We start from the raw sequence: 26,412 nt of genomic DNA on the forward strand, positions 1-26,412 counted from the left end.
TCTAAATGCCCAGCAAGGTCAGCGGCGTTTCAATTCGATGTTTGAAGGCCGCGAGAAGCTCCGCGCCGGTCGCCCCGTCGATAGCGCGGTGATCGCAGGAGAGCGTCGCGCCAAGTAGCGTTGCCGGGACGATCTGGCCATTATGAATGACAGGCCGCGCCTCGCCGGCACCGACCGCGAGGATCGAGGACTGCGGCGGGTTGATGATCGCGGAAAATTCCTTGATCCCGAACATGCCGAGATTGGAGACGGCGCTGACCCCACCCTCATATTCGCTTGGTTTCAACCGCCGCTGTTTGGCTCGCGCGGCGTAATCTTTCATCGTGTTCGAGATCGCCGAAAGCGGCAACAGATCGGCCTGTTTCAAAACCGGCGTGATAAGGCCGTCCGGAATCGCAACCGCGACCGAAACATCCGCATGACGATGTTTGAGCATCGTATTTTCAAGGAAGGTGACATTGGCGTTCGGCACATCGATAAGCGCCAGTGCCAGCGCCTTGACGATCATGTCGTTGACCGAGAGCTTGTAGGCGGGTGTTCCGTCTTTAGCTCTCGGAGCCGACGCGTTCAACTCGCCGCGCAGTTTCAGGAGCGCATCGATCTCGCATTCGACCGTCAGATAGAAATGCGGGATGACCGCCTTCGCCTCGACGAGCCGGCGTGCAATGGTCTTGCGCATTGCCTCATGCGGCACTTCATCGAACAAGTCCGGCGAGAAATATTGCTTGATGATCGCATCGGATTGCGTCGGCTTCGGCAACGGCGCGGCCAGCGCGGCGGCGGGCGCAATTTTCGCCGTGCCATTCGCCAAGGCGGCCGTAACATCCGCCGCAATGATGCGGCCGTGCGGACCAGTGCCGGCAACGAGCGCGAGATCAAGATCGTTCTGACCCGCGATGCGCCGCGCCAGCGGCGAAGCGAAACGGCGCGCGGGCTTTTCGCTCGATGCTTGCGGAAAGGCGACGACATTGCCTTGCGGCGTGGCCGCAGCGGCCGACGACGCTACAGGCGCGACGGCAGGAGCCGTCGAAATCTCCGCCGCAGGCGCTGAAGCCCCCGCAATGAGCGTCTTCGGGTCTTCGCCCTCTTCGGCAATCAGCGCGATGACTTCGTTGACCGGTACGTCGTTCGTGCCTGCGGGCACGAGAATCCTGCCGAGCGTGCCTTCTTCGACCGCTTCGACCTCCATCGTCGCCTTGTCGGTCTCGATCTCGGCGATCACATCGCCGGATTTCACAGCATCGCCTTCGGCCTTGAGCCAGCGGGTGAGATTGCCCTTCTCCATCGTCGGCGACAGCGCGGGCATGAGAATTTTGATGGACATCAGGCAGACCTGTTCTAACAGCTCGTCATTGCGAGCGGATCGAAGCAATCCAGGATCTAGTGGCTGCTCAAAGGCTGGATTGCTTCGTCGCCTTTGGCTCCTCGCAATGACGGGACATCATGTTCGGTAGCAGACGGCTTTCGCCACCGCGACAACTTCGGCGACATTCGGCAGCGCGAGTTTTTCAAGGTTGGCGGCGTAAGGCATCGGCACATCGCGACCGGTGATCCGCAGCACCGGCGCATCGAGATAATCGAAGGCGCTTTCCATGACCCGCGCGGAAATCTCCGCACCGACACCACTTTGCGGCCAGCCTTCCTCGACGGTGACGCAGCGACCCGTCTTGCGTACCGATGCCAGAACCGTCTCGATGTCGAGCGGACGAATGGTCCGCAGATCAATGACTTCCGCCTCGATTCCCTCACCGGCGAGAGCCTCTGCGGCTTGCAGCGTATAGGTCATGCCGATGCCGAACGAGACGAGCGTGACATGCGTGCCGGGCCGCGCGATCTTCGCGACACCGATCGGCACCAGAACGTCGCCTTCCGGCACTTCGAAGCTCTGCCCGTAGAGGATTTCGTTTTCGAGAAAGATCACCGGGTTTGGATCGCGAATGGCGCTCTTCAAGAGGCCCTTTGCGTCGGCGGCGGTATAGGGCACGACGACTTTCAACCCCGGTATATGCGAATACCAGGCGGCGTAGTCCTGACTATGCTGCGCGGCAACACGCGCGGCGGCGCCATTCGGCCCACGAAAAACGATCGGGCATCCCATCTGGCCACCCGACATGTAATTCGTCTTGGCGGCGGAATTGATGATTTGGTCGATCGCCTGCATGGCGAAATTGAAGGTCATGAATTCGACGATTGGCTTCAGACCCGCCATCGAGGCACCGATGCCGATGCCGGCAAAAGCGTGTTCGGTGATCGGCGTATCGACGACACGCTTGTCGCCGAACTCTTCAAGCAGTCCCTGGGTGATTTTGTAAGCGCCTTGGTATTCGGCCACTTCCTCGCCCATGATGAAAACGCCGGCATCACGGCGCATTTCTTCCGCCATGGCATCGCGCAAAGCTTCGCGCACCGTCATCTTCACAGTCTTCACGCCGGTTGCAGGCTCGACTTCCGCGGGCGCTGGGGTTGCGACCGCAGCGGGCGGCGCGACCGCAATGAAAGCGGCAGGCGCATCTGCCGTCTTGGGTGCGGCCGACGGACTTACCGCGGGCACTGATCCGTTGAACGTCTCGCCTTCGGCGACAATCACGGCAATCGGCGAATTGACCGCGACGTTTTCGGTCCCCTCGGGCACGATGATCTTGGCCAGTGTGCCTTCATCGACGGCCTCGACTTCCATCGTCGCCTTGTCGGTCTCGATTTCGGCGATCACATCGCCCACGCGAATCTGATCGCCTTCCTTTTTCAACCATTTGGATAGCTTGCCCTGCTCCATCGTCGGAGACAGGGCCGGCATGAGGATGTCGACGGACATGGGGCTATTTCCAAATGTCGGTGTAAAGCTCGGCGGGATCCGGCTCGGGATCGTGGGTGGCGAAATCCGCCGCCTCGTTGACCAAGGCGCGCACTTCGGCGTCGATCTCCTTCAAAGCCACCTCGCTCGCCTGATGGCTGTTCAGGAGGCGCTCGCGAACCTGCTCGATCGGATCGCTCTCGGTGCGCATTTTCTGCACCTCATCTTTCGATCGATACTTAGCCGGGTCGGACATGGAATGGCCGCGATAGCGATAGGTCATCATCTCCAGGATGATCGGCCCTTTGCCATCGCGGCACCATTGCGCCGCCTGCTCCGCCGCCGCCGTCACGGCACGGACGTCCATACCGTCCACCTGCTCGCCGGGAATGTTGAAGGACAAGCCGCGCTTGGAGAAATCCGTCATCGCCGAGGCACGCTTGACCGATGTGCCCATGGCGTAACGATTATTTTCGATTACGTAGACGACGGGCAGCTTCCACAGCTCCGCCATGTTGAAGCTCTCGTAAACCTGGCCTTGGTTGGCGGCGCCGTCACCGAAATAGGTGAAACTGATATTGGCGTTGTCGTTGTAGCGATTGGCGAATGCAAGGCCAGTCCCGAGCGGCACCTGCGCGCCGACGATGCCATGGCCGCCGTAGAAATGATGTTCCTTGGAGAACATATGCATCGAGCCGCCCTTGCCCTTGGAAATCCCGTCACGGCGACCGGTCAATTCCGCCATCACGGCTTTCGGCGGGATGCCGCAGGCAAGCATATGCGCATGGTCGCGATAGCCGGTGATTGTCTGGTCGCCCGGCTTCGCCGACCGCATCACACCGACGACAACCGCCTCCTGCCCGATGTAAAGGTGGCAAAAGCCGCCGATCAGACCCATGCCATACATCTGGCCGGCCTTCTCCTCGAAGCGGCGGATCAGCAGCATTTCGCGGTAGACCGCGAGTTCTTGATCGAGGGTGAATTGCACGAGCCCCGCGTTGGAAAGACTCAAATGGCTGACGTCTGCCGCAGCGGTCGAGCCATTGATCTGGCCCCCGGATTTCGCCGCCATCATTTCTCCTCCGAAGGCGCGCAGCAAAGCTAACTCGCGCCTTCGCATAAAAGCGAAGCTCACTCGATTCCGCTTTCGGTTTTTACTCTAACGGCGCAGGCGAATCCACGCGCAAAGCATCCCCTTTGCGCAAAAGATTTTTACAGCAAAGGGAACCTACCCTGCGTCTAAGGGTTTGTGGCTGATACCGGTTCGCCGTCCGCGTTAGGTTTGAGGAGGACGATGAGGTCGTCTTTATTGACGCGTCCAAGGCGCGCCCGAGCCTCCTCGTCGAGCATATCGCGATCGATCGTGGCGCCACTCAGGAGCGCGATACGCCGAGCCCAAGCCTGACGCTCTTTCTCCTTCGCATCAACTTGAGCATGTAAACTTTTGATCTGGCGTTCATAATCCTCGTTTGCGCGAAGGCCGCGATCGTCGTTGACGGCATGCCAAAGAAAATAGCTGCCGGCAGCACCGGACAAGCAATAGAGCGCAAGAGGAAGAAGAACAGCGCGAACGCGACGGCGAATAACCATTCTCTAAGCTTCGCCGATCAAAGTTAGCGCTCTCTTAAACGGCCGGAGCGATCAGTCGAGCAAATCGGCCAAGCTCACCGTAACCAAGTCTTTATTGCTATGTCGTAAAATAGACAAGCAAGAGAGAATGAAGCACGAGCTTTTTGTGGCACATCGCGTTGACGCCGATCTACCCGACACTCGTGCAGACTCATTCTTTGAGGCCGCCGACTTTGCGCACGCGCTTTTCACGCGTTCCGGGGCGTTGACGGGTTGGAACGGTGCTTTCGCTGCCAATTTCCCCGCAAGTGATCTTCGTCGCGACATCGCGATCTCGGATATACTTCCGCGGATCGATGACGGAGTCTGGGCGCAGACCTGGCTGAAGCTCGATGCAGGGCAGACGGTCACGCTGCGAAGAAGGCACGGCTCCGCCGACATAAATTACGATGTCTCTGTCACGCCGGTCTTTGGTGCTCAGGGGCGTCTTGCATCTGTCGAAATCAGGCACGCTGCGTCGAGCAACTCGCAATTGCTGCAGCAATTGCAGGGTGAAATTCTCGAAGTCGTGGCAACCGGCTGGCCCCTGCCGGAGGTCGTCGATCTTCTTTGCCGACGTGCTGAAGCGATGTCGCCGGGCGTCATCTGTTCGGTTCTGCGCGCCGATTTTGGCGCCAATTGCCTTTATCCGTTGGCCGGCCCGAACTTGCCGAAGGAAATCCAGGACGCCACCCAATGTGTGCCGATCGGACCCGGCATGGGCTCCTGCGGAAACACCGCTTTCTATGGCGAGGCCACAGAAGTGACGGACATCTCAACCGATCCGCGTTGGGAGCCATTTAAGAATCTGTTCCTGCCGCATGGCCTCCGCGCCTGCTGGTCAACGCCAATCAAGGGTCGCAGCGGCGAAGTACTTGGCACCTTCGCCTTCTACTACCGCGAGCCGCGCGGGCCGGATATGCTCGAGCGGCAAATCGTCGAAGCCTGCGTTCACCTTTGTGCTCTCGCCATCGATCATGATTATGCACATTCGCGCATCCTAAAGCTTGCCTATCGGGACTTGCAGACGGATCTGCCCAACCGCACCGCCTTTCAACAGCACACCTGCGCGGTGTTGCAGCAAATTCCTGGCACGGGTCACGCCCTCGCGCTTCATTACATCGATCTCGATAATTTCAAGGGCGTCAACGATACACTCGGCCATGTCGTCGGGGATCAGCTTCTGCGCGCGGTCGCCGAACGCTTTCTCACGGTGTGCCGGAATAACGAATACGTCGCCCGGCTCGGTGGTGACGAATTTGCGGTCTTGCAGTTTCCATTCAATTCTTCCGAAGACATCGATCGCCTTGCTGAAAAGCTCCTCAATTGTTTCGAAGAGCCTTTCGAGATCGAGGGTCGCAAAATCACCATTTCCGCCAGCATCGGTATCGCGCGGGCCCCGATGGACAGCGACAATTTCACCGATCTGCTCCGGCGCGCGGATGTCGCGCTCTACCGCGCGAAAAGTGTCGGCCGCGCGACCTATTGCCCCTTTAACGAAGAAATGGGTCAACAGCTTCTCGTCAGAGGGGAGATCGAAAGCGATCTGCGCGAAGCCATCGAAAATGACGAGCTCGTGCCCTACTTCCAGCCAATCGTCGACCTTGCCACCGGAAGAGTAATCGCGTTCGAGGCTTTGGCTCGCTGGATCTTGCCTGCCGGTAGCTTCGTCCCGCCAAACCTTTTCATTCCACTCGCCGAGGAAATGGGAATCGTCGGTGAGTTGGGCGAACAGATCTTGCGTCGCGCCTGCATCGAAGCGGCGACGTGGCCAGGCGATATCAAGGTCGCCGTCAACCTCTCATCGGTCCAGCTTGGCCGCCACGGCTTCATTCAGGAAATCGAACACGCGCTCGCCGACAGTGGCCTCGCGCCTCAACGTCTCGAACTCGAGATCACGGAAACTGTCCCGCTCATCGAAAACGCCGCGATGCGCGAAATATTGCACGGCCTTAAGCAGCGAGGCATCAGCATCGCGCTTGACGATTTCGGGACCGGCTATTCGTCCTTGTCCTATCTGCGCTCGTTCCCGTTTGACCGATTGAAGATCGATCGATCCTTTGTGGGCGAAATTCACACGCACGAGGAGACGATGGCTGTCATCAGGGCGATGCTCGACCTCGCACGCAGCCTTGATGTGCGCACGACGGCGGAAGGTATCGAGACCGAGCAACAACGGATCTGGCTGCTGGCGCGCGGCTGCTCGGAGGGGCAAGGTTATTTGTTCGAGCGGCCGATGCCAGCCGCGAAGGTTGCCGACTTTCTCCGCACGCACCAGGACGCCGGCACGCACGCGTTTCGCCGCCAGAAAGCCTGAACCGCTCTAGCCGGCCCAGGCTTTGAGCGCAGCGCGGCCAGCGTAGCGCGCCTGCGCGCCAAGCTCTTCTTCGATGCGGATGAGCTGGTTGTATTTCGCGGCCCGATCGGAACGCGCCAGCGAGCCGGTCTTGATCTGCCCGCAATTCGTAGCAACCGCGAGATCGGCGATCGTCGAATCTTCCGTCTCACCCGAGCGGTGCGACATGACCGCCGTGTAGCCGGCGCGCTGTGCCATATCGACCGCGGCCAGAGTCTCGGTCAGCGAACCGATCTGGTTGACCTTGATCAGGATCGAATTGCCAACGCCATCCGCTATACCTTTGGACAGGCGCTCGACATTGGTGACGAAAATATCGTCGCCGACGAGTTGAACCTTCTTACCGAGAAGATCAGTGAGAATTTTCCAGCCTTCCCAATCCTCCTCAGACATGCCGTCCTCGATCGTCGCGATCGGATAATTGGCAGCGAGCTTGGCGAGATATTGCGCCTGCTCTTCGATCTTGAGGGTCTTGCCCTCGCCTTCGTAACGATAAGCGCCATCGCGAAAGAATTCGGTCGATGCGCAATCGAGTCCAAGGGCGATGTCCTTGCCCGGCTTGAACCCGGCGCCTTCGATCCCCTTCAGGCAGAAATCGAGCGCCGCTTCGGCCGACGGAAGGTTGGGCGCGAAGCCGCCCTCATCGCCGACATTCGTGTTGAGACCGGCCTTCTTCAACGCGCTCTTGAGAACGTGGAAGACCTCAGCACCCCAGCGCACCGCCTCCTGCAATGTCGGCGCGGCGTAAGGCAGGATCATGAATTCCTGGAAGTCGATCGGGTTGTCGGCATGAACGCCGCCATTCAGGATGTTCATCATCGGCACCGGCAAAACCCGCGCCTGCGTACCGCCAACATAGCGAAACAACGGCAGACCACTGACATCGGCCGCGGCCTTCGCGACGGCGAGCGACACGCCGAGGATCGCATTAGCGCCAAGGCCTGATTTGTTTGGCGTCCCATCCAGGGCGATCATCGCCTCGTCGATCGCGACCTGATCCTCAGCATCCATGCCGGCGAGCGCATCGAAAATATCGCGATTGACGGATTCGACCGCCTTCAGGACGCCCTTGCCGCCGAAACGTCCCTTGTCGCCATCACGCAATTCGACAGCTTCGTGTGTGCCGGTCGAGGCGCCCGACGGAACAGCCGCGCGCCCGAAAGACCCGTCCTCCAGAGTGACGTCAACTTCGACCGTCGGATTGCCGCGGCTATCCAGAATTTCGCGGCCAGCAATATCGACAATGGCGGTCATAATGCGTCCTTTCGGCGGGTTTCCTCGTTTGCGGCGGGTTCTACGACGAACATGCTGCCGAAAAAAGGGGGCGGCTCGGCCGGGCCGCCGAAAGGACGATATGACGCTCTTGATGACAGCAATTAGACCGGGGGTGGATTACGCTCGGCGAAAAGCCGTTGATGCCAATAGGGATAGATCAGCGGCCGCTCGCTCGCCGCGTCGAGCTTTTTCACCTGGTCTGGCGTCAGCGACCACCCGACCGCACCAAGGTTCTGTTTGAGCTGCTCCTCGTTGCGGGCGCCGATGATAACGGTCGCGACGGTCGGACGCTGCAGCAGCCAGTTGAGGGCGATCTGCGGGATTGTCTTGCCGGTCTCCTGGGCAATTTCGTCCAGGGCGTCGATGACTTTGTAGAGATATTCGTCGTCGACCGGTGGTCCTATATCCGCCGTCTTATGCAGACGGCTCGTTTCCGGCAGGGGTTGGCCGCGGCGAATCTTTCCTGTGAGGCGCCCCCAACCGAGTGGGCTCCAGACAACCGCGCCGACGTTCTGGTCGAGCGCCAGGGGCATCAGCTCCCATTCGTATTCGCGGCCGATAAGCGAATAATACGCCTGGTGCGCAACATGGCGCGGCAGATTGTAGCGATCGGCGATCGCCAGCGATTTCATCAGATGCCAGCCGGAGAAATTCGAACAGCCGATATAGCGGATCTTCCCGGCACGGACGAAATCGTCGAGCGTCGACAGTACTTCCTCGATCGGCGTCAGCGCGTCGAAGCCGTGCAATTGGAAGAGATCGATGTAATCGGTCTGCAGGCGCTTCAGCGATGCGTTGATCGTCTGTGTCAGGTGAAAGCGCGAAGAGCCGAGATCATTCGGTGTGTCACCGGTTCGAAAGGTCGCCTTGGTCGAGATCAGCACCTTGTCGCGGCGGCCCTTGATGGCGCCGCCGAGCACCTCCTCAGAGGCGCCGGCCGAATAAACATCCGCCGTATCAAAGAGCGTGAGGCCGGCATCAAGGCAGATGTCGATAAGGCGTGTCGCCTCCTTCACGTCGCTGGAGCCCCAGGCCGCGAACAATTCGCCTTTGCCGGCGAACGTGCCGGTGCCGAAACTCAGGACGGGGACTTTGAACCCCGAAGCACCTAATTGCCGATATTCCATATTTTCCTCATTCGCTTGGGTGTCGCTCAGGCATATGGGGCTTCGCCATTGCCGAATGACCATTCTCTTTCTTCACTTCCACGAGATTGATCGTCACGTCCTCACGCCGCACACCAAGTCGGCTATGAAGACCATCCGCAATGGCCTTGTAAAAGGCACGCTTCTGATCGGTCGTTCGTCCCTCGTTCAGCGTGATTTGCAGGATCAGCGCCTCGGGCGAACGCGTGATGCCGAGATAATTCGGATCGATCGAAAGATCTTCGGGCGCGTGTTCGGTGAAAATCTGAAAACGATCGCCCTCGGGCACGTTGAGCGCCGTACGCATTGCTGCATACACGACGTCACCGATTCCAAGCTTAAACTCGCGTGATTTGCCGCGCGGCATTTCGGCACGAAGAAGAGGCATGATCTTTCCTCACTGCGTTGAATCTATGTGTCAGGCGCCAGCTTCACGGGCGCGGCGCGCCTCGTAGACCTTAAGATTCGCATCGGCGATCTGCAGAATCGGCGTCGGCAGATCGCCGGAACGGCGCAAAAGATCGCCGACGATGTGATGCGCCTCCGTCTGCTGGCCGCGCTCGATGTCGCGCAACATCGACGGTTTGAAGGCCGAGCCCGCTTCGGTCAGCATCTTCTCGCCGAATTGTAAGCCTTGTGCGTCCTGCGGAAAATTATGCCGCGCCGCGATCGCCGCGCATTCGCTCAAAAGCGTCTTCCCGTAAGAGGCGGCGCCAGTGGCAACGATGTCGCCGACCTCAGCCCGCATCAAGCAGCCGAGGCTCGCCGCGGCGGCGATGAACACCCATTTGTTCCACATTTCGGCAAGGATATTTTCGCTCAAAGGTGCGTCGAAGCCGCTGGAACGCAGCGTCTCCGCCAAGGCCTCAATCCGTTCCGTCCGCGCGCCGTTCTGCTCGCCGAAACTGATGGAATGAAAGCTACTCAGATGGTGGATTCGACCCTCGGCATCGAGCGTCGCGGAAATCTTGCTCAGGCCGCCGAGAACGTGCTCGGCGCCGAAATGCGAGGCAAGAATATCGAGATGCAGCAGACCGTTGAGCACCGGCAGGATCATGGTCTGCGGGCCGATAGCCGGGGCGAAGGACTTGATCGCGTCGGTGAGATCGAAGGCTTTGCAGCTCAGGAGCACGAGATCATAGTGCTGATTGAGCTTATCGGCGGTCACGGTCGGCGGGTGGGCGAGCTGCAGGCCGCCCTTCACGCTGATGATCTCCAGCCCGCGTTCGGCAAGCAGGGCCGCACGCCGCGGCCGGACAAGAAACGTAACATCACGCCCTGCGGCGAGAAGGCGGCCGCCGAAATAGCCGCCGAGGGCCCCCGCGCCAATCACAAGAATCCGCATAAACTGTCTCCTGAACCGCCGTCTTTAAACATTTTTGGGACGCTTTAGCTAACCAGTCCCGATCAAGATCAGTTGACATGCGCGCATATGCTCTTATCTGCTGATAAGGCAAGGTTTTTCGGAAATTTGGAGCAGCCTTGGGCAAGAACACGCCATCGGATTGCAACTGCCTCGCGGCGCGACAGGCCGCGCGCCGCATCACGCAATTCTATGATCGCTTTCTGGCGCCCGCGGCGTTGCGGACAACGCAGTTTTCAATTCTGACGCGGCTTCACGACTCCGGTCCCATGAGCATCCACGCCCTGGCCGAGGCGATGGTCATGGACCGCACGACGCTTGGCCGTAACATTCTGCCGCTTGAGCGCGATGGGCTGATTGTTGTCACCCAGAGCAACAAGGACAAGCGCAGCAAGGAATTGACGCTCACGGCGACCGGCCGCGAAAGACTGAAACGCGCCGTGGACGGCTGGCTGGAAGCCCAATCCCAGTTCGAAAAAGCCTTTGGCGCCAAACGCGCCAGCGATCTTCGCGAAATCCTTCATGATGTCGCGGCGGCCGATCTCGGCGACGCCTAGTGATGGCCGTTTGCCGCCCGCAACGTTATAAGTACCCATGAGCAAAAAGCCCGTCGCCGCCCTCGGCCATCAGTCCGCACTGCCCGCCTCACCTGACGACGCGAAGCTCGACCGCGTGCCCAATCCGCATCCCGATGCGGACTATGTTGCGCGATTCACGGCGCCGGAATTCACGTCGCTTTGCCCGGTGACGGGCCAGCCGGACTTTGCCCATCTCGTCATCGATTATGTGCCTGACCGCTGGCTCGTCGAATCGAAATCGCTGAAGCTCTATCTCGGCTCGTTCCGCAATCACGGTGCCTTTCACGAGGATTGCACCCTGCGCATCGGCAAGGATATCGTCGGACTGCTCAAACCGCGGTGGCTGCGCATCGGCGGCTATTTCTATCCGCGCGGCGGCATGCCGATCGATGTTTTCTGGCAGAGTGGCAAACTGCCCGCCGGCGTTTGGGTGCCGGATCAGGGCGTCGCGCCCTATCGCGGGCGGGGCTAAAGCGCGTGGCGGCGATTTAGCGGCCCGAGAACGGCGGATCCCATTCGCTGTCGATCAGCGCCTTACCGATACCGCGATTTCCTAAAGGTTCCTCGGGCGTGGCGTAGAAATAACCCGGGACGTAAACGCCAGGCAAAGGATAGTAGCCGGACGGCGGCGGGTAATAGCCAGGCGGGGGCGGATAATAGCCGCGCGGCGCTCCGTAATAACTCACACCGCCCGCGTAATAATGATGATGATAATGATGCACCACGTGAACGTAGTGAACGTGGTGATGGGTTGCGGCCTGCGCAGGTCCCCACGCGACGGCCAGCGCCGACATTGCGAGAACGGTAGATAAGATTTTCATCAAATGACCTTTCTGCGTGCCGCGATCCGTGCCGACCGGGTTATTTTACATGTAGGCACGCAAAACCGCAAAACCAGCCGGGTGCGTTCGCAAAGCCTATCGTGCGCCTGCCTTCCCGCCTGCTTCCGGCAGACATCCCAATCCGGTCAGCGTTTCACGCACGGCTTTGTCCAGCGGCGTGGCCGGCAGCGCATTGCCAAGAAAAGCCCGGAGTTTTGCGCTGTCGATCGAGATCGATTCGCGCCAGAGGTAACGCATCTCGGCCATTTCGCAGAACAGCCGCACGAAAGGCTGCAGACCGACAACCAGAAACCAGGGAAACGGCCAAACGCGCAGGCGCGGATTATCCGTAGCCCGGCGGATCGCCGCCGCCATTTCGCCCCGCGCCAATTGATGGCCAGCGAAATGAAACCGTTCGAACGCGCTTAGCTCATTCGCGCGGTCCATGAGAAGCGCAATCGTCTCCGCGAGATCGGGCAGATAAGCCCAGGCGTGGCTCGCGCGCGCGGGGTCGATGATCCGCTGCACGGGCTTGCCGCGCTCGACCATCACGGCTGAAAAAACGCTATTGCCGGACGTGGTTGGGCCAAAGAAGTCGCCGGCGCGCACGATCAAAACTGGCGCGCCATCCGTCGACGCTGCCCGCAATCGCTCCTCCATCGCGACCCGGATCGCACCCTTTCGGGTCAGCGGATGCTGCGGCGAATCTTCACGCAGGACAGGAAAAGCATCAGGACCGAAATTATAAATCGTCCCCGGCAGCATGATGCGCGCATTGTTTGCCTTGGCGGCGGCGATCGTATTGTCCAGCATGGGCAGTACGACCTTGTCCCAGTCGCGATAACCGGGCGGGTTGGCGGCATGAACGATCAGCGAGACGCCCTGCGCGGCGCGGAGAACGTCGGCGGCATTCATCGCATCACCGATGATCCATTCGGCTGTCGCATTGCCCGGCTGCGGCCGTCGTGTCAGCGCCCGCACAGTCCAGCCATGCCGATTCAGGGCAGCCGCCGTCTCACCGCCAACGCCGCCGCTGGCACCGATCACGAGAGCAATTTTATTGGTTTGGGACATAGTCGCGTTCCTTCAAGAGAGAAATCCTGAAACGGATATCGCGCGGGATTAACTATTATAAAATTGCATAATAAGCTTTATAAGCTATAGATATTTGTATGACTTCTCCTGACTGGAGTGCCTATCGCGCTTTCCTGACGGTGCTGCGCGAGGGCAGTCTGTCGGGCGCGGCGCGGGCGCTCGGCCTCACGCAGCCGACACTTGGCCGTCAAATCGCCGACCTCGAACACGCCCTCGGCGCAGTGCTCTTCACACGCTCGCCCCGCGGGCTCATGCCAACCGACATTGCGCTGAACTCGCGCCCGCACGCCGAGGCGATGGAAGCCGCCGCTGGAGCCTTGCAGCGGGCCGCATCCGGCGGAACGAACGACGCGGTGGGCGTCGTGCGAATTACTGCGAGCGAAATTATCGGCGCGGAAGTCCTGCCGCCCTTGCTCGCGCAATTCCGTCGCGCTCACCCGGCCATCAATGTCGAACTCGACCTATCCAATCGGGTTGAAGATTTGCTGCACGGCGCCGCGGACATCGCTGTACGCATGGTGCGGCCAAGTCAGGATGCGCTCGTGGCGCGGCGCATCGGCGAAATCGGGCTCGGCCTTTATGCACACCGGCATTATCTCGCCTCCGCGCCGCCGCTCACGAATCTGACGGCGCTCGCCCTTGATCATGCACTTATCGGCTTCGACCAGGGGACGCCGTATCTGCGCGAACTCCTGGCACGTATGCCGATCGCGCACGCCGATTTCGTTCTGCGCTGCGACAGTGATCTCGGACAGCTCGCGGCGGTCCGCGCCGGCGTTGGCATCGGCTTCATCCAGCATGGCATCGCACGCTGCGATCCCGATCTCGTCCCGGTCTTCACGCAGGAGATCGGCGTTACGCTTGATGTATGGCTGGCGCTGCACGAAGATCTGCGTACGAGCAAGCGCCTGCGGCTGATGATGGATCACCTCAGCGAAGGCCTCGCGGCGTACGTCGCGCAATCGCAGGCGTGATCAGACGAGCCGGCTCTGTTCCACCGCGGCGGCGACGAAACTCGCAAACAGCGGATGCGGTTGGAAGGGCCGCGATTTCAGCTCCGGATGATATTGGACGCCGACAAACCAGGGATGGTTTGCAAGCTCGATCGTCTCCGGCAGCAGGCCGTCCGGCGACAAACCCGCGAAGACCATGCCCTTTTCCTCGAGCTGTTCGCGATAAGCCATGTTGACTTCGTAGCGGTGGCGATGGCGCTCGGAGATTTCCATCTCGCCGTAGATGCCGGCGATTTTCGAACCTGGCTTGAGGAAGGCGGAATAGGCGCCGAGCCGCATCGTGCCGCCAAGCTCGCCCTCCGCAGCGCGCATCTGCAATTCGTTGCCGCGCATCCATTCCGTCATCAACCCGACGACAGGATCGCTTGTCGCGCCAAATTCGGTCGAATTGGCATCGGCAATACCTGCCAACGACCGCGCAGCCTCGATCACCGCCATCTGCATACCGAAGCAGATGCCGAAATAAGGGACGTTGCGCTCGCGCGCGAAACGCGCCGCCAGAATCTTGCCTTCGGCACCACGCTGGCCGAAACCGCCCGGCACCAGAATGCCGTCCACCCGTTCCAGCCGCGGCGCCGGGTCTGAGCCTTCAAAGACTTCGGACTCGATCCAATCGAGATGCACCCTGACACGGTTCGCCATGCCGCCATGTGCGAGCGCCTCAATCAACGACTTATAGGCGTCCTTCATTCCCGTATATTTGCCGACGATCGCGATGGTCACATCGCCTTCGGGATTGTGGACGCGTTCGGTCACCGCGTTCCAACGGCTCATGTCAGGCTTGGGTGCCGGTTCGATTCCGAAGGCGGCGAGCACCTCCTGGTCGAGCCCCGCCGCGTGATAGGCGCGCGGCACGTCATAGACGGACGCGACATCGCGCGCTTCGATGACGGCACTCTCACGGACGTTACAGAAGAGCCCGATCTTGCGACGCTCTTCGCGCGGAATTTCGCGATCCGTCCGGCAAAGAATGATCTGCGGCTGAATACCGATCGAACGCAGCTCTTTGACCGAATGCTGCGTCGGCTTGGTCTTCAACTCGCCCGCGCTCGGGATATAGGGCATCAGCGTCAGATGGATGTAGATTGCGTGCTGGCGCGGCAAATCGTTGCCGAGCTGGCGGATCGCTTCGAGAAACGGCAGGCTCTCGATGTCGCCGACTGTGCCGCCGATCTCGACCAGAACGAAATCCGCGCCCTCGTTACCGCGCAGGACAAATTCTTTGATCTCATTCGTGACGTGAGGGATCACCTGCACGGTTGCGCCGAGATAGTCGCCACGCCGCTCTTTCGAGATGATCTCCTGATAGATGCGCCCGGTGGTGATGTTGTCTTCGCGCACCGCGGCGCGGCCGGTGAATCGCTCGTAATGACCGAGATCGAGATCGGTCTCCGCGCCATCGTCGGTGACGAAGACTTCGCCGTGCTGATAGGGGGACATCGTCCCCGGATCGACGTTGAGGTAGGGATCGAGCTTGCGAAGCCGAACCGTATAGCCGCGTGCCTGAAGCAAAGCCCCGAGAGCCGCTGACGCAAGCCCTTTACCGAGGGAAGAGACCACGCCGCCGGTGATGAAAATGTACCGCGCCATGGGCCTCGGTGAATATCCTGTTTTGAACTGTTTGGGGAGCCTTTTTATCGGCCATCCACACAGAACCCGTTTTCAGTGGGTTTGTCTTGCGATTGTCAAAAACCATACGCGAAAACGCCCTGAAAGGGCGTTGCGCTTTGTCGGCTCAACGCAACGTCATTGCGATCTAGGCGGCTCCGGCTGGGCCGGCGGTCCGGGCGGTTGCGCGGCACGTTGCTGCTGCTCCTTTTGAAGCTGCTGCAGAACGGTACCCTGCGAGGTTGGTGCGCCAACCGGAGTCACACCCTCAAAAATCGACCCATGCGACCGCTGGGCGTTGGCCAACAATGTCAGCCCGAGGCTCGTCGCGAAGAATAAAGCCGCCAGAATCGAGGTCGCGCGGGTCAGCACATTGGCCTGGCCGCGCCCAGTCATGAAGCCGCCGCCCCCGCCGATGCCCAGGGCCCCACCTTCGGAGCGCTGCAGGAGAACGGTCGCGATCAGCGCCAGAACGACCATAATATGAACGACAATCAGAACGGTTTGCATCTTTGTGAAAAGCCTATCGGCGGGACAAAAATTTTATTCGGCCCGCTCTTATACCGCGACCTTCCGTCTGGCTAGCGTAATTTCCGCCCCGCTTCCGGCTGTCGAATGGAAAGCTACGCAAATTCAGCCATTTGCGCTTAACGATAGGTCGCGGCAATCGCCAGAAATTCCGCCGCCTTGAGGCTCGCGCCACCGATAAGCGCGCCATCGACAGCAGGCAGATGCAACAATTCAGCAGCATTATCGGCCTTGACCGAGCCACCATAGAGAAGGCGCACGTCGCTACTTTCAGGTAGCCGCGCCGCCAGTCTTTGGCGCAAAAAGCCATGCATCTCGGCGACGTCGTTCGGCGTCGGAGTCACGCCGGTGCCGATCGCCCAAACCGGCTCATAGGCGACAACGAGGCTGTCGCCATGCGGCGCGGAGGGCAGTGATCCCTCAAGTTGTCGGGCCACCACATCAGGCGCATGGCCTGCGGCGCGCTCCGCCTCGGTTTCACCGACGCAGAGAATGACTTTGAGCCCCGCCCGCAGGGCAGCTTCGGCCTTTGCCGAGACCAGCACGTCGCTCTCGCCATGATCGCGGCGCCGCTCCGAATGGCCGACAATCACATACGAGGCGCCGGCATCGCGCAGCATTTCTGCCGCGATATCGCCCGTGTAAGCGCCGCGCCTTTCGGGATGGCAATCCTGACCCCCGATGGCGATGAAGGAGCCGGCGCAGAGCTGCGCAGCCGCGGCGATCAGCGTCGCCGGCGGACAAATGATGATGTCTGGACCGCCCAAAGCGCCGGCCAATGCATCGCGAATCACCGCGATCTCGGCGAGGTCGGCAGTCAGGCCGTTCATCTTCCAGTTTCCGGCGACCAGCGGCCGCGGTTTTTCCGCCATGCTCAAATGCCCCACGTTTGGCAACGCCCTAACATCCGGTGCCAGAATGGCAAAATCGGCCAGTTTGCAGCCCGCTCGGCACCCCTTCTTCATACATTGCCAGCCCGAAAGCGCCTCCCTATAGTCCGGCGCCCAATCGACCCCCGGGCAAGCGGAGATTCTAAATTATGCTCGATGCGTTGCGTGCCTCCAGCCAGACATGGGTTGGCCGCTCAATCATGGCCGTCGTGATGGGCTTGCTCGTCATCGCCTTCGGCTTTTGGGGGATCGCAGACGTTTTCAAGGGGTTTGGCGCCAACACTTTGGCGCGCGTTGGGTCGGCCGAGATCACGCCGGAACAATTCCAAGTCGCTTATCAGCGTGAGCTCGTTCAGATGCAGGAACAGCAGCGCCGGGCGATCAGCAGCGAGGAAGCGCGGGAACGTGGAATTGACCGGCAAGTCCTGAGCCGTATGCTGAGCGACGCAGCCCTCGATCAGGAGGCACACCGTCTCGGCCTCGCCCTCCCCAACGGCGTCATTGCGCGCCAAATCATGCAGGACGACGCTTTCAAAGGCCCGGACGGACAATTCAATCGGCAGACGTTCGAAGCACGTCTGCAAGACAATGGCTTGACCGAACAGAACTATGTCGCCGAAACCCGCGCCGCGGCCCTGCGTCAGGAAATCGTTGCGACGCTGACCAACAGCCTTACGGCGCCGCGCGCGATGCTCGAAATCATCAATCGCTATTACCACGAGACCCGCAATATCGATTACATCGTGCTGCCGAAATCCGCGGCCGGCGCGATCCCGGCGCCGTCAGATGCCGAGCTCAAGAGTTATTTCGAATCGCATCGCGATCTCTATCGCAAGCATGAATATCGCAAGGTCAGTCTGCTTCTGGTGAGTTCGACAAGTCTGGCAGGCATCGAGTCCGCTGCACACCCGATCAGCGACGCTGAGATCAAGAAGCGCTACGACGAGGTCAAGGATCAGCGCTACACACAAGCCGAACAACGGCAAATTCAGCAGATCATCTTCCCGGATGAGAAGACCGCCGACGCTGCGGCTGCGAAACTCGCCGGCGGCGAGACCTTCGACGCGCTGATCGCCGAACGCAAACTGTCGCCGAAGGATACCGACCTCGGCACCGTCACGGAAGCAACCCTTGCCGACAAGAGCGTCGCTGCCGCGGTCTTCGCTCTGTCGGCTGGTGGCGTCTCCAAGCCGGCGAAGACGCAATTCGGCTGGGCGATCCTGCACGTCCAGAAGATTATTCCGAAGATTGTCATCCCGCTTGTCGCCGTGAAGACGTCGCTAGCCCAGGAACTTGCGATCTTCCGCGCGCATAAGGACCTGGGCAAGATCCATGATCAGATCGAAGATCTGCGCGCGGGCGGCAAGTCCGTCGCCGATGCGGCCAAAGCTGCCGGGCTATCAGCCCGCACAATCGATGAGATTGATGCGCAAGGTAACGACAAAGCGAGCAAGGCGGTGCCTGATCTCGGAGATGACCAGAAAGCCTTGCTGAAAGCCGTCTTCGCGTCCGATATCGGCGTCGATAACGATCCGATTACGACCAAAGACGGCGGCGGAATCTGGTTCGACGTTCTCAACATCGATCCCGCGCGCAATCTGACGTTCGATGAGGTCAAGAACCGCGTCACGCAGGATTGGACTGCCGATGAGACCTCGCGCCGCCTCGTCGACAAGGCTGTCGATCTGACCAAGAAGCTCGACAGCGGCGCGACCATCGCTGCCCTCGCAACGGCGCAAGGCAATCTGCCTGTCAAACATGTCGACAAGATCACGCGGCTGGATCCGCAGGGTCTTTCGAGCACGATACTTGATGAGGTTTTCAACCGCGCGGTTGGAAAAGCCGGCTCGGCTGAAGCGCAGGATGGCGGCCGCATCATTTTCAGCGTCGCCAGCGCCAGCGTGCCACCGCTGGACGTCAAGCGGTACGATTTCGCCAATGTCCTCGATCAGATGAAGACCGCCCTCAACGACGACATGACGGCGCAATTCGTCACCAATCTTGAGACGGGCTTGAATACAAGGATCAATCAGCAAGTCTGGCAATCGATTTCCGGCGCGCCGGCGGATCAGCAGTAACCGCATGATTACGCCGGCCTACGAGACTTTTGCCGCGACGTACGATTCCGGCGCCCCCACGTTGCTCGCGACGCGGCTCGTCGGCGATCTCGAAACGCCGGTCTCAGCCTTTCTCAAATTATCCGCAGGCCGCAAGGGCCGTCTCTTTCTGCTGGAATCGGTCGAAGGCGGCGGCGCGCGCGGGCGCTATTCGATGATCGGGCTTGACCCCGATATCGTCTGGCGCTGCCAGGACGGCCACGCGGAAATCAACCGGACGGCGGCGACCGAGCCCGCGGCTTTCGTACCCTGTGCCGCCTCGCCGCTTGAGGCTTTGCGTGCGCTTATTGCTGAATCCCACATCGAAGCGGCGCACGATCTGCCACCTATGGCAGCCGGTGTCTTCGGCTATCTCGGCTACGACATGGTGCGGCAGATGGAGCAACTTCCACCCGCCAAACCTGACCCGATCGGCGTGCCCGACGCGATCATGCTACGTCCGACGGTTATGGTTGTCTTCGACAGCGTCACCGACGAGATTTTTGTCGTGACGCCGGTGCGTCCGCTAACCGATCTCGCCACCAAGGTCGCGTATGAACGCGGCATCGAACGCATTGAGGCGATTGTCGGTGCACTTGAAGCGCCGCTGCCGTCGAGCGCTGCGGATCTGGACGCCGATCTTCAGACCGCGAACCCGACATCCAATACGTCCGAAGCGCGCTTCCATGAGATGGTCGAGAGCGCGAAAGAATACATTCGCGCTGGCGACATTTTTCAGGTCGTGCTGTCGCAGCGATTCACGGCACCGTTCACCCTGCCCGCGTTTGCGCTTTATCGGGCGCTGCGGCGCGTCAATCCCGCGCCGTTCCTTTGTTATCTCGACTTCGGCGATTTTCAGATCGTTTGTTCAAGCCCGGAGATTCTCGTGCGTGCCCGCGCTGGAAAGGTCACGATCCGGCCGATCGCCGGTACGCGCTGGCGCGGCAAGACCGCGGCGGAAGACATACGACTCGCTGAAGACCTTCTCGCCGACGAAAAGGAGCGCGCCGAACATCTGATGTTGCTCGATCTCGGCCGCAACGATGTCGGCCGCGTCGCAAAGATCGGCAGCGTTGAAGTCACAGAGCGGTTCGCCATCGAACGCTACAGCCATGTGATGCATATCGTCTCGAATGTCGAAGGCGAACTGGATGCGCAGCACGACGTGATCGATGCGCTCTGCGCGGGCTTTCCAGCCGGCACGGTCTCCGGCGCGCCGAAAGTGCGGGCGATGGAAATCATCGACGAACTCGAAACCGATAAGCGCGGCATTTATGCCGGCTGCATCGGCTATTTCGGCGCGCACGGCGATATGGATACCTGCATCATTCTACGCACTTCAGTGGTGAAAGACGGCCAGATGCACGTCCAGGCCGGTGCGGGCGTCGTCTACGATTCAGATGCGGCCTACGAGCGGCGCGAGACGATCAACAAAGCGCAGGCTTTGTTCCGCGCCGCGGAAGAAGCGGTGCGCTTCGCCGCGCGGACGAAGCGCGGGCAGTAAGCCCCTGCTCGCGTCATGCGCGGGCTGACCCGAGCATCCAGACACGAAACGTTGATGGATGGCCGGATCAAGTCCGGCCATGACGAGAGCCGACCGCCGCATGTTCGATCTTGCGCATTTTCGCCATAGTGCCTCGAAACTTCGGCCTGACGTCCGATATTAGGCAGGGGCTTTCAGCAAAGGATCGGCCATGTCTCAGCTTGAAACCATCAATATTCCGGGCACCGGCCTGCAGCCGACGCGGATCGCGCTCGGCACCTGGGCCATCGGCGGCTCGATGTGGGGCGGCAGCGACGATGCCGATTCAATCCGCACCATTCAAAGCGCGATCGATCGCGGCATCAATATCGTCGATACCGCGCCCGTCTATGGCTTCGGCCATTCCGAGGAGATCGTCGGCCGCGCCCTGGTCGAAGGCGGCCGCCGGCATAAGACGATCATTGCGACGAAAGTCGCGCTCGAATGGAAGGACGGCAAAATTTTCCGCAACGCCAGCAACGCCCGGATCGAGAAAGAGATCGAGGATTCGCTGCGCCGTCTCCAGACCGATGTGATCGACATCTATCAGGTCCATTGGCCGGATGACGCAACGCCGATCGCCGAGACGGCAGAGACCCTGGGCAAGCTGTTCAAGGCCGGAAAAATCCGCGCCATCGGCGTCAGCAATTTCGACGTTGCGCAGATGGAAGCCTTCCGCGCCGTCGCGCCGCTCCACACGATCCAGCCGCCGCATAATCTCTTCGAGCGTGGCGCGGAAAAGGACGTGCTGCCCTATGCCGCCAAAAACGACATCGCGACGCTGGCTTATGGCCCGCTCTGCCGTGGCCTGCTCGCCGGCAAGATGAACGCCGACACGACCTTCACCGGCGACGATCTGCGCCGCAACGACCCCAAATTCCGGCCGCCGCGTTTCGCGCAATATCTCGCCGCCGTGACGGCACTCGAGGCCTTCGCCAGAAACAATTATGGCAAGACGGTCCTCGATCTCGCCATTCGCTGGGTTCTGGACCGTCAGCCGCTGAGCATTGCGCTCTGGGGCGCGCGCAAACTAGGCCAGCTCGACCCGATTTCGCGCGTCTCGGACTGGAAGCTCGACGCCGGGGCGTTGATCGCGATCGACAAGATTCTCACCGACAACATCAAGGATCCGGTCGGGCCGGAATTCATGGCGCCGCCGGTCCGCAAGGCGGCCTGAGTCTTGACCTGCCAGGCCGCCCGGCTCAAAAGGTTGCCATGCCCAACGTCACCCTGATCGACAATTACGACAGCTTCACCTTCAATCTGGTGCATTACCTCGGCGAATTGGGCGCCGAGGTCGAAGTGCATCGCAACGACAAGGTGAGCGTCGCGGAGGTCATCGCCGCGCGGCCGGACGCCATCGTGATCTCACCCGGCCCCTGCACGCCGCATGAGGCCGGCATCTGCCTCGATCTCATCCGCGAAGCCAGCGCCGATATCCCGATCTTCGGCGTCTGCCTCGGCCATCAGGCGATCGGCGAAGTCTTCGGCGGCGACGTCGTGCGTGCGCCAGTGCCGGTGCACGGCAAGATGTCGGAGATCAGCCATCGCGCCGAGACGATCTTTCGCGGCATCAACGGGCCGTTCCGTGCGACGCGCTATCATTCGCTCGTCGTCAAACGCGAGACGTTTCCCGAAGAACTGAACGTCACCGCCGAGACCGACGGCCTTGTCATGGCGCTCTCGCACAAATCGCGGCCAGTCCACGGCGTGCAATTTCATCCCGAAAGTATCGAGTCCGAACACGGGCACCGCATCCTGGCGAATTTTCTCGAACTCGCGCAGGAATGGAACAAGACACACAGAGGCGCCTGACTGGCCCCTGAAATGCTACGCTGAGTTTTTTCCTCGCGTCGCATAGGGCTTTCTGCTTGGACGAACCGATCGAATTTCTGCGTGCCAGCGAAGCGGCTCCGGCCGAGCTTTTCGGCCATCCGAAAGGCCTGTCTTTTCTCTTCGCGACGGAAATGTGGGAGCGCTTTTCCTATTACGGAATGCGCGCGCTCCTCGTTCTCTACATGACGAAATATCTGCTGCTGCCCGGCCATGCGGAGCATGTCGCGGGGCTAGCCGCCGTCCGTCACGGATTGGAATTTGTGTTCGGCCCGCTCGCGTTGCAGCCACTCGCCTCTCAGATCTACGGCTTCTACACCGCGCTCGTCTATTTCACGCCGATCCTCGGCGGCCTCCTGGCCGACCGTCTACTCGGCCAGCGTCGCACCGTGATCGTCGGCGCGGCTTTAATGGCGATCGGCCATTTCATGATGGCCGTCGAACATCTCTTTCTCTTTGCATTGCTGGCGCTGATCCTGGGCTCGGGCGCATTCAAGCCGAATATCTCGACGCAGGTCGGCGGCCTTTATCCGCCGGGGGATGCGCGGCGCGACCGGGCGTTCTCGATTTTCTACGTCGGCATCAATATCGGCGCGTTCTTCTCGCCGCTCGTTTGCGGCACATTGGGCGAGGAAGCGGGATGGCATTACGGCTTCGCCGCCGCCGGCGTCGGCATGGTGATCGGCCTTGGCATTTATCTTTACGGCCTACGTGACCTGCCGCCGGATGGGAGAACCGCAACCCTATCCCAGCCGAAACGAACGCTGATACCTAACGAAAAACGCGGGCTACTCGCTCTGGCCGTGCTTTTCGTGCCGACGACGCTGTTCTGGGCTGTCTACGAACAGCAGGGCAACACGATCACCCTCTGGGCCGACGCCGATACCGACCGCGCAGTCTCGCTATTCGGCTGGCATGGGCAAATCCCGACGACATGGTTTTTGTCGATCAATCCTTTCCTGATCTTCGTCTTCACGCCGCTCCTTGTCGCGCTCTGGCAGCGCCAATCGTTGAAAGGTCGCGAACCCTCGACGATCATGAAAATGGGGTTCGGCTGCTTTGGCGCAGCTTTGGCCTATGCGATCCTGGCGCTGGCGGCCTGGTACTCGGGTGCGGGCAAGGCGAGCTGGCTCTGGCTCATCGGCTATTTCACAATCCTGACATTGGGCGAGCTTTATCTGTCGCCAATCGGTCTGTCCCTGGTGACGAAGTTGGCGCCCACACGGATGCTTTCACTCGTCATGGGCTGTTGGTTGGCGACGAGCTTCACCGGCAATTTTCTCGCTGGCTGGCTCGGAAGCTTCTGGAGCCGCATGGGCCGGGTTGAATTTTTTCTGACTACAGCCGCCATCGCAGCCTTCGCCGGACTTGTCATCGCCGTCTGCAGCCGCGCACTCGTCAACATCACGAGCGAGCGAGGCGCCGTCTAAGATCTTGCGCTTACGCGTCTGCCAGAGCAATGAGACACCATGGACGCCTTCAAGCCCCTCCTCGCGAAGATCGCCACCGGCGCGAGCCTCAGCCGCGCCGACGCAGAACACGCCTTCAATCTCCTGCTTGGCGGCACGGTGACCGCGGCACAGACCGGCGCCTTTCTGATGGCGTTGCGGGTGCGCGGTGAGACGGTCGAGGAAATTACCGGCGCGGTCGCGGCCATGCGGGCCAAAATGCTGCCCGTGGCGGCACCGCCGAATGCGGTCGATATCGTCGGCACGGGCGGAGATGGCCACGGCACCTATAATGTCTCGACGTTAACCGCGTTGATCGTCGCCGCCTGCGGCGTGCCCGTCGCCAAACATGGCAATCGCGCCGCCTCGTCGAAATCGGGATCGAGCGACGTTTTGACAGCGCTTGGCGTCAAGATCGGCCTGTCGCCGGACGAAGTTGCCTATTGTCTCGACGAGGCCGGCATCGGCTTCATGACAGCACCCGTCCATCATGCCGCCATGCGCAATGTCGGACAGATCCGCACGGAGCTCGGAACCCGCACCCTGTTCAACCTGCTCGGTCCGCTTTCCAATCCGGCGCGGGTCCGGCGGCAATTGCTGGGGGTTTTTGCAAAAGAATGGTTGGAGCCTCTGGCGGAGGTGCTGCGCAATCTCGGTTCAGAGCGCGTCTGGCTGGTCCATGGCGCGGACGGGCTCGACGAGGTGACGACCACCGGCCCGACCTATGTCACGGCGCTCGAAAATGGCGTGATCCGCTCCTTCGTCATCACGCCAGAGGAGGCCGGGCTCCAACCGGCAAACCTGGCCGATCTCAAAGGGGGTGATGCCGCGCATAATGCGGCGGCCCTCAATGCCGTCCTGCACGGCGCGCGCAATCCCTATCGCGATATCGCGGTCCTGAACGCCGCGGCGACACTGATCGTCGCGGAAAAGGCCGAGACGCTGCGCGAAGGTGTCGCCACCGCTGCCGCCGCTCTCGATGCGGGTCGTGCCGCCGAAGTGCTCGCACGGCTGATCAAAGCGTCGCATGGCGGTGCTAAAGGGATTTGATATCCAGCAACGTCTGCCATTTTGCCTTCGCTCCGCTTCGTGGCAGAGTGATTTTGCGGGGGCTGTAGAGGGTACCCATGGCCGATATTCTGAAGCAGATCGAAGCCTATAAGCGCAAAGAGATTGCGGAAGCCAAATTGCGCATGCCGCTTTCGACGTTGGAACGCCGGATCGAAAATCACGATCCGCCGCGCGGCTTCGCTCATGCGATCGAAACGAGACTCACTGAGGGCCGCTTTGCCTTGATCGCGGAGATCAAAAAGGCCAGCCCCTCAAAGGGCCTCATCCGCGATGATTTCGATCCGCCGGCGCTCGCCAAGGCTTATGAAAAAGGTGGCGCCGCCTGTCTTTCGGTCCTTACCGACACGCCGTCATTTCAAGGCAAGCTCGATTATCTCGAAGCGGCGCGGAAGGCCGTCCGCCTGCCGGCGTTGCGCAAGGATTTTCTCTTCGATCCTTACCAGGTGTACGAAGCCCGCGCTTATGGCGCCGATTGTATTCTGATCATCATGGCGAGCGTCACCGACGAGGAAGCCAAGAAGATCAACAAGACTGCGCACGATCTGCGGCTCGACGTGCTGGTCGAAGTGCATGACGAGGCCGAACTTCATCGCGCGCTCGAACTCGAGACGCGGCTGATCGGCATCAACAACCGCGATCTGCGGACGTTCGAAACAAAACTCGAGACCTGCGAACGCCTCGCGTCAAAAATCCCCGCCGATAAGATCGTCGTCGCGGAAAGCGGAATCGCGACGCATGACGATTGCCTGCGTTTGCACAAATCCGGCATCGATACGTTCCTCGTCGGCGAGAGCCTGATGCGCCAGCACGATGTCGCCGCCGCGGCGCATCTTCTGTTGTGCGGCGATGAGAGCGAGCGACATGCCGTGCGCAAAGCGCACGGCTGATGGCGAAGCTCACCCATCTGGCCGAGGCCGGCCAGGCGTATATGGTCGATGTGTCCGAAAAGCCTGCGACTGACCGCATCGCCCGCGCCGAGGGCCATGTGGCGATGCGCAAAGAGACGCTCGATCTCGCTCTCGCAGGCAATTCCAAAAAGGGTGATGTCTTCGCTGCGGCGCGGATCGCCGGCATCATGGCAGCGAAGAAAACCGCCGACCTCATCCCGCTCTGTCATCCGCTCGCGTTGACCAAGGTGATAGTCGATATTGAGCCCGACGCCGCCCTGCCCGGCCTGCGCGTCGCCGCAGAAGCGAAAGTGAGCGGCCAGACCGGGGTCGAAATGGAGGCGCTGACGGCCGTGTCCGTCGCCTGCCTTACGATCTACGACATGCTCAAGGCCGCAGACCGTACGATGCACATCGAAGGCATCACGCTCGTCGAAAAATCAGGCGGCCGGTCTGGCCTATTCCGGCGCGGCGATTGAACGAC

General features: G+C 60.7%; 25 protein-coding genes. 12 read left to right on the plus strand and 13 right to left on the minus strand.

The window, feature by feature from the left end:
* Nucleotide 1: 1 nt before the first annotated feature.
* The 4 genes from WDN02_RS15310 to WDN02_RS15325 all read right to left on the minus strand — a co-directional run bounded on the left by WDN02_RS15310 (nucleotide 2) and on the right by WDN02_RS15325 (nucleotide 4,381).
* Nucleotides 2-1,324, minus strand: a complete 1,323-nt coding sequence (locus tag WDN02_RS15310; protein WP_337294304.1) for a pyruvate dehydrogenase complex dihydrolipoamide acetyltransferase — start codon at nucleotides 1,322-1,324, stop codon at nucleotides 2-4.
* 117 nt (nucleotides 1,325-1,441) lie between these two features.
* Nucleotides 1,442-2,812, minus strand: coding sequence for a pyruvate dehydrogenase complex E1 component subunit beta (locus tag WDN02_RS15315; protein ID WP_337294305.1), 1,371 nt, complete (start codon nucleotides 2,810-2,812; stop codon nucleotides 1,442-1,444).
* Between the two features lie 4 nt (nucleotides 2,813-2,816).
* Nucleotides 2,817-3,863, minus strand: coding sequence for a pyruvate dehydrogenase (acetyl-transferring) E1 component subunit alpha (gene pdhA, locus WDN02_RS15320; protein ID WP_337294961.1), 1,047 nt, complete (start codon nucleotides 3,861-3,863; stop codon nucleotides 2,817-2,819).
* Nucleotides 3,864-4,030: 167 nt separating this feature from the next.
* Nucleotides 4,031-4,381 carry a septum formation initiator family protein gene (locus WDN02_RS15325; protein ID WP_337294306.1) on the minus strand — a complete coding sequence of 117 codons (351 nt, stop codon included), beginning with the start codon at nucleotides 4,379-4,381 and terminating at the stop codon, nucleotides 4,031-4,033.
* 145 nt (nucleotides 4,382-4,526) lie between these two features.
* On the opposite strand from WDN02_RS15325, the gene WDN02_RS15330 reads away from it, so the two are divergent.
* Complete coding sequence (locus WDN02_RS15330) at nucleotides 4,527-6,716, plus strand: EAL domain-containing protein (protein WP_337294307.1); 2,190 nt, start codon at nucleotides 4,527-4,529, stop codon at nucleotides 6,714-6,716.
* 6 nt (nucleotides 6,717-6,722) lie between these two features.
* Here WDN02_RS15330 and eno read toward each other — a convergent pair whose 3' ends face one another.
* From eno to WDN02_RS15350, 4 genes are all read right to left on the minus strand, one after another.
* Entirely contained in the window at nucleotides 6,723-8,009 is a 1,287-nt protein-coding gene (gene eno, locus WDN02_RS15335) for a phosphopyruvate hydratase (RefSeq protein ID WP_337294308.1), read from the minus strand.
* A 122-nt stretch (nucleotides 8,010-8,131) separates the two neighbouring features.
* A complete protein-coding gene (locus tag WDN02_RS15340) occupies nucleotides 8,132-9,157 on the minus strand; it encodes an aldo/keto reductase (RefSeq protein WP_337294309.1) in 1,026 nt (341 codons plus the stop codon).
* A 7-nt stretch (nucleotides 9,158-9,164) separates the two neighbouring features.
* A complete protein-coding gene (locus tag WDN02_RS15345) occupies nucleotides 9,165-9,563 on the minus strand; it encodes a tautomerase family protein (protein WP_337294310.1) in 399 nt (132 codons plus the stop codon).
* Between the two features lie 30 nt (nucleotides 9,564-9,593).
* Nucleotides 9,594-10,520 (minus strand): ketopantoate reductase family protein, encoded by a 927-nt coding sequence (locus WDN02_RS15350; RefSeq protein WP_337294311.1) that lies wholly within the window; start codon nucleotides 10,518-10,520, stop codon nucleotides 9,594-9,596.
* A gap of 137 nt (nucleotides 10,521-10,657) precedes the next feature.
* On the opposite strand from WDN02_RS15350, the gene WDN02_RS15355 reads away from it, so the two are divergent.
* Both WDN02_RS15355 and queF read left to right on the plus strand, forming a co-directional pair.
* Entirely contained in the window at nucleotides 10,658-11,095 is a 438-nt protein-coding gene (locus WDN02_RS15355; RefSeq protein ID WP_337294312.1) for a MarR family transcriptional regulator, read from the plus strand.
* 37 nt (nucleotides 11,096-11,132) lie between these two features.
* Complete coding sequence (gene queF / locus WDN02_RS15360; protein ID WP_337294313.1) at nucleotides 11,133-11,588, plus strand: preQ(1) synthase; 456 nt, start codon at nucleotides 11,133-11,135, stop codon at nucleotides 11,586-11,588.
* A gap of 16 nt (nucleotides 11,589-11,604) precedes the next feature.
* Here the strand turns inward: queF and WDN02_RS15365 are convergent, their stop codons facing one another.
* Together WDN02_RS15365 and WDN02_RS15370 are read right to left on the minus strand one after the other, a co-directional pair.
* Nucleotides 11,605-11,937 (minus strand): hypothetical protein, encoded by a 333-nt coding sequence (locus tag WDN02_RS15365; RefSeq protein ID WP_337294314.1) that lies wholly within the window; start codon nucleotides 11,935-11,937, stop codon nucleotides 11,605-11,607.
* 96 nt (nucleotides 11,938-12,033) lie between these two features.
* Nucleotides 12,034-13,011 (minus strand): NAD-dependent epimerase/dehydratase family protein, encoded by a 978-nt coding sequence (locus WDN02_RS15370; protein WP_337294315.1) that lies wholly within the window; start codon nucleotides 13,009-13,011, stop codon nucleotides 12,034-12,036.
* Between the two features lie 98 nt (nucleotides 13,012-13,109).
* Here WDN02_RS15370 and WDN02_RS15375 point away from each other — a divergent pair, with 98 nt between their 5' ends.
* Nucleotides 13,110-14,006 carry a LysR family transcriptional regulator gene (locus tag WDN02_RS15375; RefSeq protein ID WP_337294316.1) on the plus strand — a complete coding sequence of 299 codons (897 nt, stop codon included), beginning with the start codon at nucleotides 13,110-13,112 and terminating at the stop codon, nucleotides 14,004-14,006.
* On the opposite strand, the gene WDN02_RS15380 is transcribed toward WDN02_RS15375, so the two are convergent.
* The 3 genes from WDN02_RS15380 to tpiA all read right to left on the minus strand — a co-directional run bounded on the left by WDN02_RS15380 (nucleotide 14,007) and on the right by tpiA (nucleotide 17,053).
* On the minus strand, nucleotides 14,007-15,635 hold the full coding sequence (locus WDN02_RS15380; RefSeq protein WP_337294317.1) for a CTP synthase: 1,629 nt from the start codon (nucleotides 15,633-15,635) through the stop codon (nucleotides 14,007-14,009).
* 156 nt (nucleotides 15,636-15,791) lie between these two features.
* On the minus strand, nucleotides 15,792-16,163 hold the full coding sequence (gene secG / locus WDN02_RS15385) for a preprotein translocase subunit SecG (protein WP_337294318.1): 372 nt from the start codon (nucleotides 16,161-16,163) through the stop codon (nucleotides 15,792-15,794).
* Nucleotides 16,164-16,300: 137 nt separating this feature from the next.
* On the minus strand, nucleotides 16,301-17,053 hold the full coding sequence (gene tpiA, locus WDN02_RS15390; protein WP_337294319.1) for a triose-phosphate isomerase: 753 nt from the start codon (nucleotides 17,051-17,053) through the stop codon (nucleotides 16,301-16,303).
* A gap of 167 nt (nucleotides 17,054-17,220) precedes the next feature.
* Between tpiA and WDN02_RS15395 the strand changes: the two genes are divergently transcribed.
* The 8 genes from WDN02_RS15395 (at nucleotide 17,221) to moaC (ending at nucleotide 26,407) form a co-directional block, all read left to right on the plus strand.
* The gene (locus tag WDN02_RS15395; protein WP_337294320.1) at nucleotides 17,221-19,149 is read left to right on the plus strand and encodes a SurA N-terminal domain-containing protein; all 1,929 of its coding nucleotides are present in this window, start codon (nucleotides 17,221-17,223) and stop codon (nucleotides 19,147-19,149) included.
* Nucleotides 19,150-19,153: 4 nt separating this feature from the next.
* Nucleotides 19,154-20,671: an anthranilate synthase component I gene (trpE, locus tag WDN02_RS15400; protein WP_337294321.1), complete on the plus strand. Its 1,518-nt coding sequence runs from the start codon at nucleotides 19,154-19,156 to the stop codon at nucleotides 20,669-20,671.
* A gap of 190 nt (nucleotides 20,672-20,861) precedes the next feature.
* Nucleotides 20,862-21,866: an aldo/keto reductase gene (locus tag WDN02_RS15405; RefSeq protein ID WP_337294322.1), complete on the plus strand. Its 1,005-nt coding sequence runs from the start codon at nucleotides 20,862-20,864 to the stop codon at nucleotides 21,864-21,866.
* A 38-nt stretch (nucleotides 21,867-21,904) separates the two neighbouring features.
* A complete protein-coding gene (locus WDN02_RS15410; RefSeq protein WP_337294323.1) occupies nucleotides 21,905-22,504 on the plus strand; it encodes an aminodeoxychorismate/anthranilate synthase component II in 600 nt (199 codons plus the stop codon).
* A gap of 56 nt (nucleotides 22,505-22,560) precedes the next feature.
* Entirely contained in the window at nucleotides 22,561-23,952 is a 1,392-nt protein-coding gene (locus WDN02_RS15415) for a peptide MFS transporter (RefSeq protein WP_337294324.1), read from the plus strand.
* Nucleotides 23,953-23,991: 39 nt separating this feature from the next.
* Complete coding sequence (gene trpD / locus WDN02_RS15420; RefSeq protein ID WP_337294325.1) at nucleotides 23,992-25,020, plus strand: anthranilate phosphoribosyltransferase; 1,029 nt, start codon at nucleotides 23,992-23,994, stop codon at nucleotides 25,018-25,020.
* 77 nt (nucleotides 25,021-25,097) lie between these two features.
* Nucleotides 25,098-25,928: an indole-3-glycerol phosphate synthase TrpC gene (trpC, locus tag WDN02_RS15425; protein ID WP_337294326.1), complete on the plus strand. Its 831-nt coding sequence runs from the start codon at nucleotides 25,098-25,100 to the stop codon at nucleotides 25,926-25,928.
* Complete coding sequence (gene moaC / locus WDN02_RS15430; protein WP_337294327.1) at nucleotides 25,928-26,407, plus strand: cyclic pyranopterin monophosphate synthase MoaC; 480 nt, start codon at nucleotides 25,928-25,930, stop codon at nucleotides 26,405-26,407. The genes trpC and moaC overlap by 1 nt, the downstream gene beginning before the upstream one ends.
* Nucleotides 26,408-26,412: the final 5 nt, after the last annotated feature.

It is taken from the genome of Methylovirgula sp. (genome assembly GCF_037200945.1).
Classification (GTDB): Bacteria; Pseudomonadota; Alphaproteobacteria; order Rhizobiales; family Beijerinckiaceae; genus Methylovirgula.

Excerpts from the sequence above, each read along its gene's own strand:
- WDN02_RS15380 (WP_337294317.1), bottom strand. The coding sequence starts at position 15,635 with ATGGCGCGGTACATTTTCATCACCGGCGGCGTGGTCTCTTCCCTCGGT.
- WDN02_RS15405 (WP_337294322.1), top strand. The coding sequence starts at position 20,862 with ATGTCTCAGCTTGAAACCATCAATATTCCGGGCACCGGCCTGCAGCCG.
- WDN02_RS15370 (WP_337294315.1), bottom strand. The coding sequence starts at position 13,011 with ATGTCCCAAACCAATAAAATTGCTCTCGTGATCGGTGCCAGCGGCGGC.
- trpD (WP_337294325.1), top strand. The coding sequence starts at position 23,992 with ATGGACGCCTTCAAGCCCCTCCTCGCGAAGATCGCCACCGGCGCGAGC.
- secG (WP_337294318.1), bottom strand. The coding sequence starts at position 16,163 with ATGCAAACCGTTCTGATTGTCGTTCATATTATGGTCGTTCTGGCGCTG.
- WDN02_RS15340 (WP_337294309.1), bottom strand. The coding sequence starts at position 9,157 with ATGGAATATCGGCAATTAGGTGCTTCGGGGTTCAAAGTCCCCGTCCTG.
- moaC (WP_337294327.1), top strand. The coding sequence starts at position 25,928 with ATGGCGAAGCTCACCCATCTGGCCGAGGCCGGCCAGGCGTATATGGTC.
- trpE (WP_337294321.1), top strand. The coding sequence starts at position 19,154 with ATGATTACGCCGGCCTACGAGACTTTTGCCGCGACGTACGATTCCGGC.
- WDN02_RS15365 (WP_337294314.1), bottom strand. The coding sequence starts at position 11,937 with ATGAAAATCTTATCTACCGTTCTCGCAATGTCGGCGCTGGCCGTCGCG.
- pdhA (WP_337294961.1), bottom strand. The coding sequence starts at position 3,863 with ATGGCGGCGAAATCCGGGGGCCAGATCAATGGCTCGACCGCTGCGGCA.
- WDN02_RS15410 (WP_337294323.1), top strand. The coding sequence starts at position 21,905 with ATGCCCAACGTCACCCTGATCGACAATTACGACAGCTTCACCTTCAAT.
- WDN02_RS15350 (WP_337294311.1), bottom strand. The coding sequence starts at position 10,520 with ATGCGGATTCTTGTGATTGGCGCGGGGGCCCTCGGCGGCTATTTCGGC.
- WDN02_RS15375 (WP_337294316.1), top strand. The coding sequence starts at position 13,110 with ATGACTTCTCCTGACTGGAGTGCCTATCGCGCTTTCCTGACGGTGCTG.
- WDN02_RS15325 (WP_337294306.1), bottom strand. The coding sequence starts at position 4,381 with ATGGTTATTCGCCGTCGCGTTCGCGCTGTTCTTCTTCCTCTTGCGCTC.
- WDN02_RS15345 (WP_337294310.1), bottom strand. The coding sequence starts at position 9,563 with ATGCCTCTTCTTCGTGCCGAAATGCCGCGCGGCAAATCACGCGAGTTT.
- trpC (WP_337294326.1), top strand. The coding sequence starts at position 25,098 with ATGGCCGATATTCTGAAGCAGATCGAAGCCTATAAGCGCAAAGAGATT.
- WDN02_RS15315 (WP_337294305.1), bottom strand. The coding sequence starts at position 2,812 with ATGTCCGTCGACATCCTCATGCCGGCCCTGTCTCCGACGATGGAGCAG.
- tpiA (WP_337294319.1), bottom strand. The coding sequence starts at position 17,053 with ATGGCGGAAAAACCGCGGCCGCTGGTCGCCGGAAACTGGAAGATGAAC.
- WDN02_RS15310 (WP_337294304.1), bottom strand. The coding sequence starts at position 1,324 with ATGTCCATCAAAATTCTCATGCCCGCGCTGTCGCCGACGATGGAGAAG.
- eno (WP_337294308.1), bottom strand. The coding sequence starts at position 8,009 with ATGACCGCCATTGTCGATATTGCTGGCCGCGAAATTCTGGATAGCCGC.
- WDN02_RS15395 (WP_337294320.1), top strand. The coding sequence starts at position 17,221 with ATGCTCGATGCGTTGCGTGCCTCCAGCCAGACATGGGTTGGCCGCTCA.
- queF (WP_337294313.1), top strand. The coding sequence starts at position 11,133 with ATGAGCAAAAAGCCCGTCGCCGCCCTCGGCCATCAGTCCGCACTGCCC.